This is a genomic window from Serratia sp. TSA_198.1, assembly GCF_052686505.1.
In genome coordinates, this window is the sequence record NZ_JBQZFP010000004.1 from 126,016 (window position 1) to 141,490 (window position 15,475).

The window sequence follows — 15,475 nt, forward strand, 5'->3', positions numbered from 1 at the left end:
TGGCGCCGATGATACCACCGCAGGGCGGGGTGCTGGCTGTGAGGCGGCGGGCAGAACCGGCGTTGCGGCAAAAAAAACGGGGCTCGGCAGATGCCGGGCCCCGTGTTCAGCAGTGCGCGAATCAGTTGCGGAATGGGTTACCGCTGTTGCTGCGCGCCGGCTGGGTGGTGGTGATCGCCGGCGCAGATGCGCGGGTAGCGACCGGTGCCGGTGCAGCCGTTTGCGGCGCAGGGGCATTGCCGTTATAACCTTCCGCGTAAGCGTCTTGCGCGGTGGTCGGCGGCGCTACCACATCCTGCGAGGTAGAAATCGGTTTGCCCAACGCGCCGTTCAGTAACAGCAGGTCATTTTCATTCAGCGTGCCGAGTGCGGACTTGATGTTCAACTGGTTGATCAGATAGGTATAACGCGCGCTGGAGAGCTGCTGCTTGGCGTTATACAGCGTGGTGGTTGCATCCAGCACGTCAACGATGGTACGGGTACCCACCTGATAGCCGGCTTCCATTGCATCCAATGAACTCTGGGCAGAGACCACGGCCTGTTTGTAGGCGTTGATGCTGCTGATCGAGGCGTTCACGTTGTTGAATGACGAACGCACGGTCTGCACTACGCTGCGGTGCGCGCTTTCCAGTTGCTCACTGGCGCCGACGAAGTTGTACTGCGCCTGTTGCACCTGTGAGTTGGTCTGGCCGCCGCTGTACAGCGGGAGATTGAAGCTCAGCCCCACTTTGTTCTCGCCGGCATCGTTATCCGTAGAAATACTACGGGAACCGCTGTATCTGTTGTTGGACACGGCAGTTGAAGCGCTGAAATCAACGGTCGGCATATAGCCGGTTTGCGCTGATTTGATCTGCTCGCGCGCCAGATCCTGGCTCAGACGGGCGGAAAGCAGGCTCAGGTTGCGACTTTCGGCTTCTTTCAGCAGGTTATTCACCGCGTCCGGACGCTGGGTGCTGAAACGGTCGGTATTCAGCGAGGCCAGCTCTGGGTAGAAGGTGCCGGTCACCTGGCGCAGTTTTTCCAGTGCGTTATCCAGGGTGTTGCGAGCGGTCACTTCGGACGCCAGCACGGTGTCGTAGTTGGAACGGGCATTCTGCACGTCGGTGATCGCCACCAGGCCCACGTTAAAGCGTTGGGTGGTTTGATCCAGCGTGCGGTAAACCGCCTGTTTTTGCGCCTGAGTATAGGACAGCGAGTCGATCGCGCTCAGCACGTTGAAATAGGCGGTAGCGGTGTCGAGGATCAACTGTTGCGACGAGGTCTGGAAGGTTACGTCGGAGATACCGGCGGTTTTTTCCTGCAGCGTCAGCGCGCGCCATTTCGACATGTCGAAAATGGTTTGGGTCAGCGCCAGCGAGCCGCTGGTGGTGTTGCCGTTTTGGTCACGGTTGTCGCGATAGCCATAGCTACGGTCATAACCGGCGCTCAAACCCAACTGCGGCAGCAGCGGGCTGCGCGCTTCGTTGATTTTTTCGAATGCGGCGTCACGGTCAGCGGCAGTCTTGCGCAGATCCGGATTACTTTCCCTGGCCTGTTTGTAAACCTGCAGCAGGTTCTCTGCCTGGCTCATTGCACTGAAGCCGCCCAGGCTCAGTCCGATAAGAAGGGGGAGCAGTTTCTTCATTTGCATTCCTTGTTGTGCAGCAATATTGCTATGTTAGCGCTGACGATAGACGAAATAGTTGCCGATTCTAGCAGAGTCTGTTGTTCGCATAAGGTGGCTGAATGTGCCATCTCGCGTATCTTTTGCCTTTCAGACTGCCGTGTTTACTTTAGTTCAACTGGCCGAGCACGTTACACCTGATATCATGGTTCACAATCTAGCATAAAGCTGCGGAAGATTACCCCGCCGTTTCTGTCATCAAAACTGTTTATTTTATCGGCATACTCACGCAGGAGAATTCGCTTATGAACCACTCACAGCCGTCGCCCGTTACTCTCGATAAAAATGATGTAGAAATTATTGCACGTGAGACGCTTTACCGTGGTTTTTTTTCACTCAATCTCTATCGGTTCCGCCATCGTTTGTTCAACGGCGACATGAGCCCAGAGGTGAAGCGCGAGATTTTCGAACGCGGTCACGCGGCGGTGCTGCTGCCCTATGACCCGGTGCGTGACGAGGTGGTGCTGATTGAACAACTGCGGATCGCCGCGATCGATACCAGTAGCTCCCCCTGGCTACTGGAAATGGTGGCGGGTATGATCGAAACCGGCGAGAGCGTCGAAGACGTATGCCGCCGTGAAGCGCAGGAAGAGGCCGGCGTCGAGGTCGGGCGCTGCAAACCGGTGCTGAGCTACCTGGCAAGCCCCGGCGGCACCAGCGAACGGTTGTCAATCATGGTGGGCGAGGTGGACGCGACCACTGCCGAAGGCATCCATGGATTGGAAGAAGAGCATGAAGATATCCGTGTCCACGTCGTCAGCCGCGAACAGGCTTACCGTTGGGTTGAAGAAGGCGCGATTGATAACGCCGCATCTGTGATTGCATTGCAGTGGCTGGCGTTGCACCATGAATCGTTAAGAAAAGAGTGGGCCAACCAATGAAACAGCGCTATACCCCTGATTTCCCGGAAATGATGAGATTGTGTGAAACCAACTTCGCGCAATTGCGTCGCTTGCTGCCGCGCAACGATGAAGTGGGCGAAACGGTGACTTATCAGGTGAACGGCGCCAGCTATCGTCTGACTATTGTTGAATCCACGCGCTACACCTCGTTGGTGCAGATAGAGCAGACCGCGCCGGCGGTCAGCTATTGGAGCCTGCCCGCCATGACGGTTCGACTGTATCATGACGCGATGGTTGCGGAAGTGTGTTCCAGTCAGCAGATCTACCGCTTTAAAGCGCGTTATGATTATCCCAATAAAAAGTTGCATCAACGCGACGAAAAGCATCAAATTAACCAGTTTCTTGCTGATTGGTTGCGCTACTGTTTGGCGCATGGAGCAATGGCGGTTCCGGTTTGTTAGGTAGACTGAAATAACAAAGGACACCATTTGGAAAGCCTGTTTAAACTGACCGTGGCAAGTGGGGCCAGGGTCAGGATTCTGCAAATAACAGATACCCACCTTTTTGCCGGCGAAAACGAAACCTTGCTCGGCATCAATACCTATCGCAGCTACCACGCGGTGCTGGACGCCATTATGGCGCAGCAGCGCGATTTTGATCTGGTCGTCGCCACCGGCGACTTGGCTCAGGATCATTCGCTGGCTGCTTACCGGCACTTTGCCGAAGGTATTGCGCGGTTGCCTGCGCCTTGCGTCTGGCTGCCGGGCAACCATGATTTTCAGCCGGCGATGGTCGATGCGCTGGCCGCCGCTGGCATTGCCCCGTCAAAGCATGTGCTGTTGGGCGAGAACTGGCAGGTGTTGCTGCTGGACAGCCAGGTGTTTGGCGTGCCGCACGGTGAGCTGAGCGACTACCAGCTCGAGTGGATGGAGCGCTGCCTGCAGGCCCATCCCGAGCGTTATACGTTACTGTTGCTGCACCATCACCCGTTGCCTTCCGGTTGCACCTGGCTCGATCAGCACAGCTTGCGCAACCCGCACATGCTGGGCGCGGTGCTGCTGCGCTACCCGAACGTAAACACCGTGGTGTGCGGGCATATTCACCAGGATCTGGATCTGGAATGGCAGGGCCGCCGTTTGCTGGCATCGCCTTCCACCTGCGTGCAATTCAAGCCGCACTGCACCAATTTTACCATCGACGACGTTTCACCCGGCTGGCGCTATCTCGATCTGCTGCCGGACGGTCGCGTTGAGACCCAGGTTTTCCGCTTGGAAAACGATGATTTTCGCCCCGACATGGATTCGGAAGGGTACTGATGTCGACGCTACTTTATTTGCACGGTTTTAACAGTTCGCCGCTCTCGGCCAAGGCAACCTCTTTCAAGGCGTGGCTGGCTGAGAACCACCCGGACATCGAGATGCTGGTGCCGCAATTGCCGGTTTTCCCGGCCGATGCCGCCGAGATGCTTGAGAATATGGTGATGGAGCGCGCCGGGCAGACGCTGGGCGTAGTGGGTTCCTCGCTGGGCGGGTACTACGCCACCTGGCTTTCGCAGTGTTTTTCACTGCCGGCGGTAGTGGTTAACCCCGCTGTGAAGCCGTTTGAGCTGTTGATTGACTACCTTGGCAAAAACGAGAACCCCTACACCGGTCAACAATATGTGTTAGAGTCACGTCACGTTTACGATCTGAAAACGATGCAGATCGATCCCTTGGAGTCACCGGATTTAATCTGGTTGCTGCAACAAACGGGCGATGAAATTCTCGATTATGGGCAGGCGGTGGCCTATTACACTGCGTGCCGGCAAACGGTGGAGTCGGGTGGAAACCACGCCTTCGTCGGTTTCGAGCACTACTTCCCCCAGATTGTGGATTTTTTAGGGCTAAACGCTGTGTGAATAAGCGAGTTATATCCTGCGGCTTGAAAGACGACGGGTATAGGCACCTTCCTTCTAACCACGAAAAAAATTCAACGATGACTCAATCCACCTATAACGCTGATGCCATTGAAGTCCTCAGCGGTCTGGAACCAGTGCGCCGTCGTCCCGGCATGTATACCGACACGACGCGCCCAAATCACCTCGGCCAAGAGGTGATCGATAACAGCGTCGATGAAGCCCTGGCAGGCCATGCCAAGCGCATCGACGTGATTCTGCACGCCGATCAGTCACTGGAAGTGATCGACGACGGCCGCGGTATGCCGGTGGATATCCACCCTGAAGAAGGCGTCCCGGCGGTTGAGTTGATCATGTGTCGTCTGCACGCGGGCGGTAAATTCTCCAATAAGAACTACCAGTTCTCCGGCGGCCTGCATGGCGTGGGGATTTCGGTGGTTAACGCCCTGTCGACGCGGGTGGAAGTCAACGTTAAGCGTGACGGCAACGTCTACAGCATCGCCTTCGAAAACGGCGACAAGGTGCAAGAACTGGCGGTGACCGGCAGCTGCGGCAAACGCAATACCGGCACCAGCATCCACTTCTGGCCTGACGAAAAGTTCTTCGACAGCCCGCGCTTCTCGGTTTCGCGCCTGAGCCACCTGCTGAAAGCCAAAGCGGTACTGTGCCCCGGCGTTGAAATTTACTTTATCGACAAGCTGAACAACACCGAGCAGCGCTGGTGCTATCAGGACGGTCTGACCGATTACCTGATGGAAGCGGTCAACGGCCTGATCACCCTGCCGGAAGCGCCGTTTATCGGCAACTTCGCCGGCGATACCGAAGCGGTGGATTGGGCGCTGTTGTGGCTGCCTGAAGGCGGCGAGCTGTTGACGGAAAGCTACGTTAACCTGATCCCGACCATGCAGGGCGGCACCCACGTTAACGGCCTGCGTCAGGGGCTGCTGGACGCCATGCGCGAGTTCTGCGAGTTCCGCAATATCCTGCCGCGCGGCGTGAAGCTGTCCGCCGAAGACATCTGGGACCGCTGCGCCTACGTGCTGTCGGTGAAGATGCAGGATCCGCAGTTCGCCGGGCAGACCAAAGAACGCCTGTCGTCGCGCCAGTGCGCGGCCTTCGTTTCCGGCGTGGTGAAAGACGCCTTCAGCCTGTGGCTGAACCAGAACGTACAGGCGGCGGAACAGCTGGCCGAGCTGGCTATTTCCAGCGCCCAGCGCCGTCTGCGCGCCGCCAAGAAAGTGGTGCGCAAGAAGCTGACCAGCGGTCCGGCTCTGCCGGGTAAACTGGCGGACTGTACGTCGCAGGATCTGAACATGACCGAACTGTTCCTGGTGGAAGGGGACTCGGCGGGCGGTTCAGCCAAGCAGGCTCGCGATCGCGAGTATCAGGCCATCATGCCGCTGAAGGGCAAGATCCTGAATACCTGGGAAGTGTCCTCGGACGAAGTGCTGGCCTCGCAGGAGGTGCATGACATTTCCGTGGCGATCGGCATCGATCCGGACAGCGAAGATCTCAGCCAATTGCGTTACGGCAAAATCTGTATCCTGGCGGATGCGGACTCCGACGGCCTGCACATCGCCACGCTGCTGTGCGCGCTGTTCGTACGCCATTTCAGTTCGCTGGTGAAGGGCGGCCACGTGTACGTGGCAATGCCGCCGCTGTATCGCATCGACCTCGGTAAAGAGGTGTTCTACGCGCTGGATGAAGAAGAGAAAGCCGGCGTGCTGGAACAGTTGAAGCGCAAAAAGGGCAAACCGAACGTTCAGCGCTTTAAAGGGCTGGGCGAGATGAACCCGTTGCAACTGCGTGAAACCACTCTGGATCCGAACACCCGTCGTCTGGTACAGCTGACGGTGAACGATGACGATGTGGCCCAGACGCTGGCGATGATGGACATGCTGCTGGCCAAGAAACGTTCTGAAGATCGCCGTAACTGGCTGCAGGACAAAGGCGATATGGCCGATCTTTCCGTCTGAGTCTGATCTCTTGTCAGGCCCGGCTTCTGTGCCGGGCCTTCTTCCCGCAGGGGCGCGGCAAGCCGCACCCGACCACTCTGGGCGGAATGCATGAAAATCACCCTCGAAGAATTGCTGGCGTTTACCTCCGTGGTCGACAGCGGCTCCATTACCTCCGCCGCTGAACAGCTCGGCCAAACCACGTCCGGCATCAGCCGCGCGCTCAGTCGCCTGGAAAAGAAACTCGACACCACCCTGATGCGCCGCACCACGCGCCGGCTTGAGCTGACCGAAGAAGGCCAAAGCTTTCTTGGTCATGCGCGCGACATTATCCGTTCGGTGGAGAACGCCGAAGAGCAGATGGCGCTGCGCAGGCTGATCCCGGCCGGTAAATTGCGGGTCAACGCCGCCGCCCCCTTTATGGAACACGTGATCGTGCCGCTGGTGGCGGGATTTCGCCAAAGTTATCCGCAGATCGAGCTGGAGTTGAATACTGACAACCTGATTATCGATCTGCTGGAGAAGCGTACCGACATCGCCATTCGCATCGGCATATTGCGCGATTCAACCATTCATGCGCGTCTGCTGGGGGCCAGCCGTTTGCGTATTCTCGCCAGCCCGGATTATCTTGAACGTTACGGCACCCCGAACAACGTGGAAGCGCTGCGCGACCATTGCCTGCTCGGCTTTACCCAACCGGAATCACTCAATCTGTGGCCGCTGCGCAACCCTCAGGCGCCGCATTTCGCCATCACGCCGACTCTCTCGGCATCCAGCGGCGAAACGCTAAGGCAACTGGCGTTACGTGGCGAAGGGATAGTGCAGTTGGCGGATTTCATGACGCGTGACGATCAGCGCAGCGGGCGGTTGGTGCAGTTGCTGGAGCAGGACACGCTGGATGTGCGCCAGCCGATTAATGCGGTGTATTACCGCAATACCCAGCTGGCGGCGCGTATTACCTGTTTTCTGGACTACGTCAGCGCGCATATCGACGCGCAGACGCTGTAGGGGCCAGAGCGGCCCCGGGCATTACAGCGCGTTACCCAGCACGTGAATGGTCACGCCAACCACGCTGTCTTTAATGGTATCGCGATGCTTGTGCATGTGAGCGATATCCAGATGTTTTTCCAGGTGCGCCTGGCTTTCCCATTTTTCCAGCATAAACACCGAGTCCGGCGACAGTTTCTGCCATGGTGCCTGAGTATGGCTGTCGATCATCGGCGTATATTCGCCGCAACCCTCTTCCGCCAGCACCAACGGGATCAGTTTCTCGATCGCTTTGAGCACCGTTTCACGGTGGCCCGGTTTGGTCTTGATTTCTGCAATTACGGTGATCATCACAACCTCATTGATTTATGCGGATTTATGCGCTTACGCGGCCTTAGTTAAGCAAAAATTTCTGCCAGGTGCGCGCGATAACGTGCGATATCGCTGTCGATATCAGGTTGTTTAATCACGTCGTTACAGATAAAGGTCGGCAGCGCTTCCATGCCCAGGAACTGATTGGCCTTGTGGAAGTGCAGGTAAACGCCGTCAACGCCCACGCCGTGGAAGAACTGCTGCGGATCGGTAAAGGCTTCCAGCGGCGCGTTCCAGGTCAGGCTCAACAGGTATTTCTTGCCCTGGATCAGGCCACCGGAGCCGTATTTCTTGCCGGCGTCGGCGCGGGTTCGACCGTCGCTGGCGTACAGGCTGCCGTGCCCGGCGGTGAACACTTCATCGATGTATTTTTTCAGGATCCAGGGCTCACCCATCCACCAGCCCGGCATCTGATAAATCACCACGTCGGCCCACAGGTATTTCTGCACTTCGGCTTCGATGTCATAGCCGTCGTCGACCACGGTGACCTGCACATCGTGTTTCACGTCGTGCAAGAAGCTTTCCGCCACGTCGCTCAGCGTTTGGTTAAGTTCGCCGTTGGAATGGCCGAATTGCTTTTTAGCATTGATAATCAGGATGTTGCTCATTTTCGCGGCTCCTGTCAGAGTTAAAATGGGTACGGCTTTCCGCGTTTGAGCGCGGAAAGCATTTCGTTGACAGGGAGTGTAATCGTTAGCAATAGCCGTAAAAATGGGATCCAGCGCACAACAGTGTTGACTTTGAGTCAATAAAGGCGCTGCCAGGTAATGAATTTTTGCATAAAATCGGCGGTTGAACCGGCTTCACCGGGCGATTGCTGCGCCAACTGTGACAGCTACCCTGCTGATGGGTTACTATCGCCGACAGAATCGACAAGCTATACCCTTTGTCGTCCAGGGATTGCCAAGCCACGGTCTGAGGATAATTGAGTAATGAGTGATCTGACTCATGACGGTGTAGAGCGTTTACCGCTGCACACATTCACTGAAAACGCCTATCTGAACTATTCCATGTACGTCATCATGGATCGGGCGTTGCCGTACATTGGCGACGGTCTAAAGCCGGTACAACGGCGCATCATCTACGCCATGTCCGAGCTGGGGCTGAACAACAGCGCCAAATTCAAAAAATCCGCCCGTACCGTGGGTGACGTGCTGGGTAAATACCATCCGCACGGCGACAGCGCTTGCTATGAAGCTATGGTGCTGATGGCGCAGCCGTTCTCTTATCGCTATCCACTGGTAGACGGCCAGGGGAACTGGGGGGCGCCGGACGATCCGAAATCCTTCGCGGCGATGCGTTATACCGAATCCCGCCTGTCCAAATACGCGGAAGTGCTGCTGGCCGAACTGGGCCAGGGTACCGTTGATTGGGTGCCGAACTTTGACGGCACCATGCAGGAGCCGAAGATGTTGCCGGCGCGCCTGCCCAACATCCTGCTGAACGGCACCACCGGCATTGCCGTCGGCATGGCGACCGACATCCCGCCGCACAACGTGCGGGAAGTGGCCGCCGCCGTGGTGGCGTTGATCGACAAACCCGGCGCAGGGCTCGAGGAGTTGCTCGAGTACGTGCAGGGCCCGGACTTCCCGACCGAAGCCGAAATCATTACGCCGCGCGATGAAATCCGTAAAATTTACCAGAACGGCCGCGGTTCGGTGCGTATGCGCGCCATATGGAAAAAAGAAGACGGCAGTGCGGTGATTACCGCCTTGCCGCACCAGGTTTCCGGCGCCAAGGTGCTGGAGCAGATCGCCAGCCAGATGCGCGCCAAAAAGCTGCCGATGGTGGAAGATCTGCGTGACGAATCCGATCACGAGAATCCGACGCGGCTGGTGATTGTGCCGCGCTCCAACCGTATCGATCTGGACCAGGTGATGAACCACCTGTTCGCCACCACCGATCTGGAACGCAGCTACCGCATCAATATGAACATGATCGGTCTGGACAACCGCCCGCAGGTCAAAGGGCTGGTGGAAATCCTTACCGAATGGCTGGCATTCCGTCGCGACACGGTGCGCCGCCGTCTGAATTACCGTCTGGAAAAAGTGCTGAAACGCCTGCACATTCTGGAAGGTTTGCTGGTGGCGTTCCTCAATATCGATGAAGTGATCCACATCATCCGCAGCGAAGACGAACCCAAGCCGGTGCTGATGCAGCGTTTCGGCATTTCCGACACCCAGGCGGAAGCGATCCTCGAGCTGAAACTGCGCCATTTGGCGAAGCTGGAAGAGTTCAAGATCCGCGGCGAGCAGGATGAGCTGGCCAAAGAACGCGATCACCTCCAGGCATTGCTGGCTTCTGAACGCAAGCTGAACACCCTGATCAAGAAAGAGATCCAGGCCGATGCGCAGGCCTATGGCGACGATCGCCGCTCACCGATTACCGAGCGTGCGGAAGCCAAGGCGATGAGCGAGCATGACTTTGTGCCGTCCGAGCCGGTGACTATCGTACTGTCGGAAATGGGCTGGGTGCGTAGCGCCAAGGGCCACGATATCGATCCAAGCGGCCTGAGCTACAAAGCCGGCGACAGCTACCGCAGCGCGGCGCGCGGCAAAACCAACCAGCCGGTGGTATTTATCGACTCCACCGGGCGCAGTTACGCGCTCGATCCGTTGACGCTGCCTTCGGCGCGCGGGCAGGGCGAGCCGTTAACCGGCAAGCTGACGCCACCGCCGGGCGCGACCATTGAGCAAGTGCTGATGGCGGCGGACGATCAGAAACTGTTGATGGCCTCTGACGCCGGCTACGGTTTTGTCTGCACCTTCAACGATCTGGTGGCGCGCAACCGTGCCGGTAAGGCGATGATCACTCTGCCGGACAACGCCAAAGCGCTGGCACCGATGGAGATCCACGGCGACGACGACATGTTGCTGTCGATCACTGCTGCCGGACGCATGTTGCTGTTCCCGGTTGCCGACCTGCCACAGTTGTCGAAGGGCAAGGGCAACAAGATTGTTTCCATCCCGGCGGCGCAGGCCGCTTCCGGCGAAGACAAGCTGACATGGTTGTTCGTGCTGCCACCGCAAACCTCCGTGACCTTGCATGTGGGTAAACGCAAGCTGACGCTGCGTCCGGAAGACTTGCAGAAATTCCGTGCGGAGCGCGGCCGTAAAGGCACCTCATTGCCACGTGGCTTGCAGCGTATCGATCGCGTAGAAATCGATGCACCGGCGCGTGCGCCTGCGGGCGACAGCGAAGAGTAAGCTGACGGCATAACAAACGGGCGCAGCATGCTGCGCCCGCTTTATTTCCCGCCACCGGCAATTATTTTCAAATAGTTAACATTTCTCTGCATAAAATTATTGTGCGTATCGTCGGCTGGCGGGAAAATAGAAAAAAATGCAGGGCAGGTTTTCGGCTCTGCAATCAAAGAATGAGTTTACCCAAAATAATTGGAGTTGCATCAAGGCGGCAAGGCCGTAAATCCCCAGGAGCTTAGTAAACTAAGTGATTGGGGTGCGCGGACGCAGCCAACACAGATGCAGCTTCAAGTATGAAGGGGATAAAGGGATCTGCGTAGCGCTTCAGGCTGCGTCGGCAGTGTGCTAATGAGGTTGTTATGTTATTAATTTTACGTGCCGTGCTCGCCACTCTGTATTGTCTTCTGGTGTGCATTTTCGGTTCTATTTACTGTTTATTATTCCGTCCCCGCGATCCCCGCCATGTGGCGACGTTCGGTCATCTGTTTGGCCGTCTGTCCGGGTTATTCGGTTTGAAAGTAGAAGTCCGCGTACCGGCCGAGGCCGCCAAAAACGGCAACTGCATTTATATCGCTAACCACCAGAATAACTACGATATGGTAACGGCCGCCAAAGCCGTGCAGCCGCGAACCGTGACCGTCGGCAAAAAAAGCCTGTTGTGGGTTCCCTTTTTTGGCCCGCTGTATTGGCTGACCGGTAACCTGCTGATTGATCGGGATAACCGTGCCAAAGCGCATGGCACCATTGCTCAGGTAGCCGAACAGTTCAAGAAGAAAGATATCTCGATCTGGATGTTTCCGGAAGGCACCCGCAGCCGCGGGCGCGGGCTGATGCCGTTTAAAACCGGTGCATTCCACGCGGCAATCGCCGCTGGGGTGCCGATTGTGCCGATCTGCGTGTCTACCACCACCGGTAAAATTAATCTTAACCGTTGGAATAATGGCCATGCGATCGTAGAAATACTGGAACCGATCGACATCAGCAATTACGGCAGAGAAAATGTGCGCGAGCTGGCGGCCCATTGCCATGAGCTGATGTTGGCGAAGATCGCCGAGCTGGACGAAGAAGTCGCTCAGCGCAATGCGGCCGGAAAATAATATTCCCACCGGCTTCAAAGAATGAACTTTTAAACGGCGCTTGATGCCGTTAACGCCTGGGCTCCTGCTAATCTGATTAACAGGGGCCCGGTCTTTGCACACGGTTTAGTCATTGCTTTTCATGGAGAAAATATGTCACTCAGTCGACGTCAGTTTATTCAGGCATCGGGCTTGGCGCTGTGCGCAGGAGCCGTGCCGCTGAGGGCTGAGGCGAGCGGAACGCAGACGCCATTACCGATTCCTCCGCTGCTGGAATCCCGCCGCGGTCAGCCGCTGTTTTTAACCTTGCAGCGCGCCCACTGGGCGTTTATGGATAACCGCAAGGCGTCGGTGTGGGGCATTAACGGCATGTATCTTGGGCCGACGGTGCGGGTTTATAACGGGGACGACGTCAAGCTGATCTACAGCAACCGTCTGCCGGAGCCGGTGGCGATGACCATCAGCGGCCTGCAGGTGCCCGGCACCCTGATGGGCGGCGCGCCGCGCATGATGTCGCCTAACGTCGATTGGTCGCCGGTATTGCCTATTCGCCAGAGTGCGGCCACCTGCTGGTATCACGCCAGCACGCCGAACCGAATGGCGCCGCACGTTTACAATGGCCTGACCGGGCTGTGGCTGGTTGAGGATGAGGTCAGCAAAGCGCTGCCGCTGCCAAACCACTACGGCGTTGACGACTTCCCGCTGATCATTCAGGACAAACGGTTGGATAATTTCGGTACGCCGGAATACGATCCGCCGTCGCAGGGCGGTTTTATCGGTGACACGCTGCTGGTCAACGGTGTGCAAAACCCTTACGTCGAGGTTTCTCGCGGCTGGGTGCGCCTGCGCCTGCTTAATGCCTCTAACTCGCGCCGCTACATGCTGCAACTGAGCGACGGCCGGCCGTTCAACGTTGTCGCCAGCGATCAGGGTTTCTTGCCTGCGCCGGTGGCGGTGCAGCAGCTTTCGCTGGCGCCGGGCGAACGCCGTGAAGTGCTGGTCGATATGTCAAAAGGCGATGAGGTAACCATCACCGCCGGTGAAGCGGCGGGCATGATGGACCGCCTGCGCGGCCTGTTTGAACCTTCGAGCATTCTGGTCTCCACCCAGGTGCTGACGCTGAGGCCTACCGGCCTGTTGCCATTGGTGACCGATAACCTGCCGATGCGCCTGCTGGCGGATCAACTGCTGGACGGCAGCGCCAGTCGCACCCGCGAATTCCGTCTGGGCGACAGCCAGCCTGGGATCAACGGCGCTATCTGGGACATGAACCGCATCGATGTGCAAACGCAGCAGGGCACCTGGGAGCGCTGGAACATTCACGCGGATACGCCGCAGGCGTTCCACATTCAGGGCGTGCAGTTCCTGGTGAAACGCGTCAATGGCGCGCAGCCGATGGCGGAAGATCGCGGCTGGAAGGACACCGTATGGGTCGATGGCGACGTCGAGTTGCTGGTTTACTTCAATCAGTCCACCTCGGAGCACTTCCCGTTCCTGTTCTACAGCCAGACGCTGGAGATGGCGGATCGCGGTACCGCCGGTCAGTTTATGGTGCAGCCGGCGCTGTAAGCCGGCCCTGTGCGGCGCCGTCAGGGGCCGCACGCAGCATGTCCAGAAACGCCTGCACTACCGGCGTGGCGCTCTCGGCATGATAAATGGCGTACAAATCCGCTGACGGCGCCTGCTGCAGCGGGCAGAACCGCACGCCGGGCCACGGAATGCGGCCGTAGCTGTCCGGCAACAGCGTGATGCCATAACCTTCGGCCACCAACGCCATCAGGGTTTGCGGCTCATTGACCTGATAGGCGATGTCCGGTTTGAAACCTTGCTGCAGGCACAGGTTGTGCAAATACAGTCCCAGGCTGGCCTCGTGCGGCGGCAGGACCATGAATTTGTCATGCTGCAGTGCCGCCAACGGCAGGCTTTCCGCCTGTGCCAGCGGGTGATCGAGCGGCAGCACCACCGCAATATTCTCCCGCGCCAACAGCTGGCAGGCCAACCCCGGCAATGCCTGTTCCCTGGCCTCCCGCCAGACGCCAATATCGATATGACGCTTTTGCAGCGCGGCGATCTGCTGGCTGGGCGTCAGCTCGTTCAACGCCCAGGTGACGTTGTCCGTTTGCCCGGCAAAGCGCTTCAACGCCGGGATCAACCCGCCCCACACCGAGGTGCCGACCATACCGACCACCATATGACCGGCCTCGCCACGGCCTAACTGTTGCACCTGATTCAGCGCATGACCGGCCTGATCCAACAGCATCTCGACGTTGCGAAACAGCGTGCGGCCGGCCAGCGTCAGCGACATCGAACGGGTGGTGCGCTTGAACAGCGCGACGCCGAGTTGGCTCTCCAGTTCTTTAATGTGCTTGCTGAGCGGCGGTTGCGAAATATTCAGCCGTAGCGCCGCCTGGGTGAAGTTCATTTCCTCCGCCACGACGCGGAAATAGTGCAGCAGGCGGAAGTTAATCCGGCTGGGATCCGGCAGTTGCCGGGGCGATTTTATGCTGATGATGGCCTCCTGGTGCTACCAATTTATAGGTAAACGGAATAAATCGGCTGCCAATAATGTATTGGTCGCCGTCGCGCATCGCTCTCTACTATGGGGATTATTTCACCCTCCCACAGAAGAGAATACTATGTTTAATCAAGAAGATGCTTTTTCCTGTGCCGAAGCGATCCGCCGCCGCCTGCCGAGCTTCCAGCCGCGCGCCGCGCTGATACTGGGTTCCGGGCTGGGCGCGCTGGCGGAGGTGATGACCGACACCCTGATCGTCGACTACGCTGAGCTGCCTGGGTTCCCGGTCAGCGGCGTTGCGGGCCACGCCGGGCAACTGGTCGCAGGCTGGCTGGAAGGCGTGCCGGTATTGTGCATGAAAGGCCGCGGGCACTACTACGAAGGGCGCGGCATGCAGGTGATGACCACCGCTGTGCGCACGTTCAAACTGCTGGGTTGCGAATTCTTGCTGGCAACCAACGCCGCCGGCTCGTTGCGCCAGTCGGTGCCGCCGGGCAGCCTGGTGGCACTTACCGATCACATCAACTTTATGCCTGAATCGCCGCTGGTTGGCGACAACGATGAGCGTTTCGGTCCACGCTTCTTCAGCCTGGCCAACGCCTATGACCACGAACTGCGCGGCCAACTGGCGCAGGTAGCCGAGCGTGCGGGCATTCCGCTGGCCGAAGGGGTCTTTGCCGCCTACACCGGGCCTAACTTCGAAACCCCGGCGGAAATTCGCATGATGCAGACGCTGGGGTGCGACGTGGTCGGCATGTCGATCGTGCCGGAAGTGCTTTCGGCCCGCCACTGCGGCCTGAAGGTGCTGGTGGTGTCGGCGATGACCAACTACGCCGAAGGGCTGTCCGATACGCCGCTCTCCCATGAACAAACCCTGAGCTGCGCCGCGCTGGCGGCCGACGATTTTATGCGCCTGATCCGTGAGTTTTTCAAAACGCTTTAATGCTGTAAACCCCGCGGCAGGGTGC

The 15,475-nt window shown here is 58.1% G+C and carries 14 protein-coding genes; 10 read left to right on the forward strand and 4 right to left on the reverse strand.

Annotation, left to right across the window (positions count from 1 at the left end):
• Window positions 1-121: 121 nt before the first annotated feature.
• Window positions 122-1,624: an outer membrane channel protein TolC gene (tolC, locus tag ACUTSW_RS17915; RefSeq protein WP_434461523.1), complete on the reverse strand. Its 1,503-nt coding sequence runs from the start codon at window positions 1,622-1,624 to the stop codon at window positions 122-124.
• A gap of 284 nt (window positions 1,625-1,908) precedes the next feature.
• Here tolC and nudF point away from each other — a divergent pair, with 284 nt between their 5' ends.
• From nudF to ACUTSW_RS17945, 6 genes are all read left to right on the forward strand, one after another.
• Window positions 1,909-2,544 (forward strand): ADP-ribose diphosphatase, encoded by a 636-nt coding sequence (gene nudF, locus ACUTSW_RS17920; protein ID WP_445584989.1) that lies wholly within the window; start codon window positions 1,909-1,911, stop codon window positions 2,542-2,544.
• Window positions 2,541-2,966, forward strand: a complete 426-nt coding sequence (locus tag ACUTSW_RS17925; protein WP_004948286.1) for a DUF1249 family protein — start codon at window positions 2,541-2,543, stop codon at window positions 2,964-2,966. The genes nudF and ACUTSW_RS17925 overlap by 4 nt, the downstream gene beginning before the upstream one ends.
• A 27-nt stretch (window positions 2,967-2,993) precedes the next feature.
• Window positions 2,994-3,821: a 3',5'-cyclic-AMP phosphodiesterase gene (cpdA, locus tag ACUTSW_RS17930; RefSeq protein WP_062868777.1), complete on the forward strand. Its 828-nt coding sequence runs from the start codon at window positions 2,994-2,996 to the stop codon at window positions 3,819-3,821.
• Window positions 3,821-4,402, forward strand: coding sequence for an esterase YqiA (yqiA, locus tag ACUTSW_RS17935; protein WP_004948280.1), 582 nt, complete (start codon window positions 3,821-3,823; stop codon window positions 4,400-4,402). Before cpdA ends, yqiA begins: the two co-directional genes overlap by 1 nt.
• A 77-nt stretch (window positions 4,403-4,479) precedes the next feature.
• On the forward strand, window positions 4,480-6,375 hold the full coding sequence (gene parE, locus ACUTSW_RS17940) for a DNA topoisomerase IV subunit B (protein ID WP_062868773.1): 1,896 nt from the start codon (window positions 4,480-4,482) through the stop codon (window positions 6,373-6,375).
• A 90-nt stretch (window positions 6,376-6,465) separates the two neighbouring features.
• Complete coding sequence (locus ACUTSW_RS17945) at window positions 6,466-7,362, forward strand: LysR substrate-binding domain-containing protein (RefSeq protein ID WP_445584990.1); 897 nt, start codon at window positions 6,466-6,468, stop codon at window positions 7,360-7,362.
• 21 nt (window positions 7,363-7,383) lie between these two features.
• Here the strand turns inward: ACUTSW_RS17945 and ACUTSW_RS17950 are convergent, their stop codons facing one another.
• Together ACUTSW_RS17950 and ACUTSW_RS17955 are read right to left on the reverse strand one after the other, a co-directional pair.
• Complete coding sequence (locus ACUTSW_RS17950) at window positions 7,384-7,692, reverse strand: putative quinol monooxygenase (RefSeq protein ID WP_004948272.1); 309 nt, start codon at window positions 7,690-7,692, stop codon at window positions 7,384-7,386.
• Between the two features lie 47 nt (window positions 7,693-7,739).
• Window positions 7,740-8,321, reverse strand: coding sequence for an NAD(P)H-dependent oxidoreductase (locus ACUTSW_RS17955; RefSeq protein WP_445584991.1), 582 nt, complete (start codon window positions 8,319-8,321; stop codon window positions 7,740-7,742).
• A 324-nt stretch (window positions 8,322-8,645) separates the two neighbouring features.
• Here ACUTSW_RS17955 and parC point away from each other — a divergent pair, with 324 nt between their 5' ends.
• From parC to ftsP, 3 genes are all read left to right on the forward strand, one after another.
• Complete coding sequence (parC, locus tag ACUTSW_RS17960; RefSeq protein ID WP_062868771.1) at window positions 8,646-10,919, forward strand: DNA topoisomerase IV subunit A; 2,274 nt, start codon at window positions 8,646-8,648, stop codon at window positions 10,917-10,919.
• Between the two features lie 356 nt (window positions 10,920-11,275).
• The gene (locus tag ACUTSW_RS17965) at window positions 11,276-12,013 is read left to right on the forward strand and encodes a 1-acylglycerol-3-phosphate O-acyltransferase (protein ID WP_063200855.1); all 738 of its coding nucleotides are present in this window, start codon (window positions 11,276-11,278) and stop codon (window positions 12,011-12,013) included.
• 132 nt (window positions 12,014-12,145) lie between these two features.
• Entirely contained in the window at window positions 12,146-13,561 is a 1,416-nt protein-coding gene (gene ftsP, locus ACUTSW_RS17970) for a cell division protein FtsP (RefSeq protein ID WP_062868767.1), read from the forward strand.
• Here ftsP and ACUTSW_RS17975 read toward each other — a convergent pair.
• Complete coding sequence (locus ACUTSW_RS17975) at window positions 13,539-14,477, reverse strand: LysR family transcriptional regulator (protein WP_445585060.1); 939 nt, start codon at window positions 14,475-14,477, stop codon at window positions 13,539-13,541. The genes ftsP and ACUTSW_RS17975 overlap by 23 nt on opposite strands.
• 151 nt (window positions 14,478-14,628) lie before the next feature.
• On the opposite strand from ACUTSW_RS17975, the gene xapA reads away from it, so the two are divergent.
• Window positions 14,629-15,450, forward strand: coding sequence for a xanthosine phosphorylase (xapA, locus tag ACUTSW_RS17980; RefSeq protein ID WP_445584992.1), 822 nt, complete (start codon window positions 14,629-14,631; stop codon window positions 15,448-15,450).
• Window positions 15,451-15,475: the final 25 nt, after the last annotated feature.

Bases quoted from the DNA above. Each gene is read 5' to 3' on its own strand.
- ACUTSW_RS17945 (WP_445584990.1), top strand. From the start codon at position 6,466: ATGAAAATCACCCTCGAAGAATTGCTGGCGTTTACCTCCGTGGTCGAC.
- nudF (WP_445584989.1), top strand. From the start codon at position 1,909: ATGAACCACTCACAGCCGTCGCCCGTTACTCTCGATAAAAATGATGTA.
- ftsP (WP_062868767.1), top strand. From the start codon at position 12,146: ATGTCACTCAGTCGACGTCAGTTTATTCAGGCATCGGGCTTGGCGCTG.
- xapA (WP_445584992.1), top strand. From the start codon at position 14,629: ATGTTTAATCAAGAAGATGCTTTTTCCTGTGCCGAAGCGATCCGCCGC.
- yqiA (WP_004948280.1), top strand. From the start codon at position 3,821: ATGTCGACGCTACTTTATTTGCACGGTTTTAACAGTTCGCCGCTCTCG.
- parC (WP_062868771.1), top strand. From the start codon at position 8,646: ATGAGTGATCTGACTCATGACGGTGTAGAGCGTTTACCGCTGCACACA.
- parE (WP_062868773.1), top strand. From the start codon at position 4,480: ATGACTCAATCCACCTATAACGCTGATGCCATTGAAGTCCTCAGCGGT.
- ACUTSW_RS17965 (WP_063200855.1), top strand. From the start codon at position 11,276: ATGTTATTAATTTTACGTGCCGTGCTCGCCACTCTGTATTGTCTTCTG.
- tolC (WP_434461523.1), bottom strand. From the start codon at position 1,624: ATGAAGAAACTGCTCCCCCTTCTTATCGGACTGAGCCTGGGCGGCTTC.
- ACUTSW_RS17950 (WP_004948272.1), bottom strand. From the start codon at position 7,692: ATGATCACCGTAATTGCAGAAATCAAGACCAAACCGGGCCACCGTGAA.
- ACUTSW_RS17955 (WP_445584991.1), bottom strand. From the start codon at position 8,321: ATGAGCAACATCCTGATTATCAATGCTAAAAAGCAATTCGGCCATTCC.
- ACUTSW_RS17925 (WP_004948286.1), top strand. From the start codon at position 2,541: ATGAAACAGCGCTATACCCCTGATTTCCCGGAAATGATGAGATTGTGT.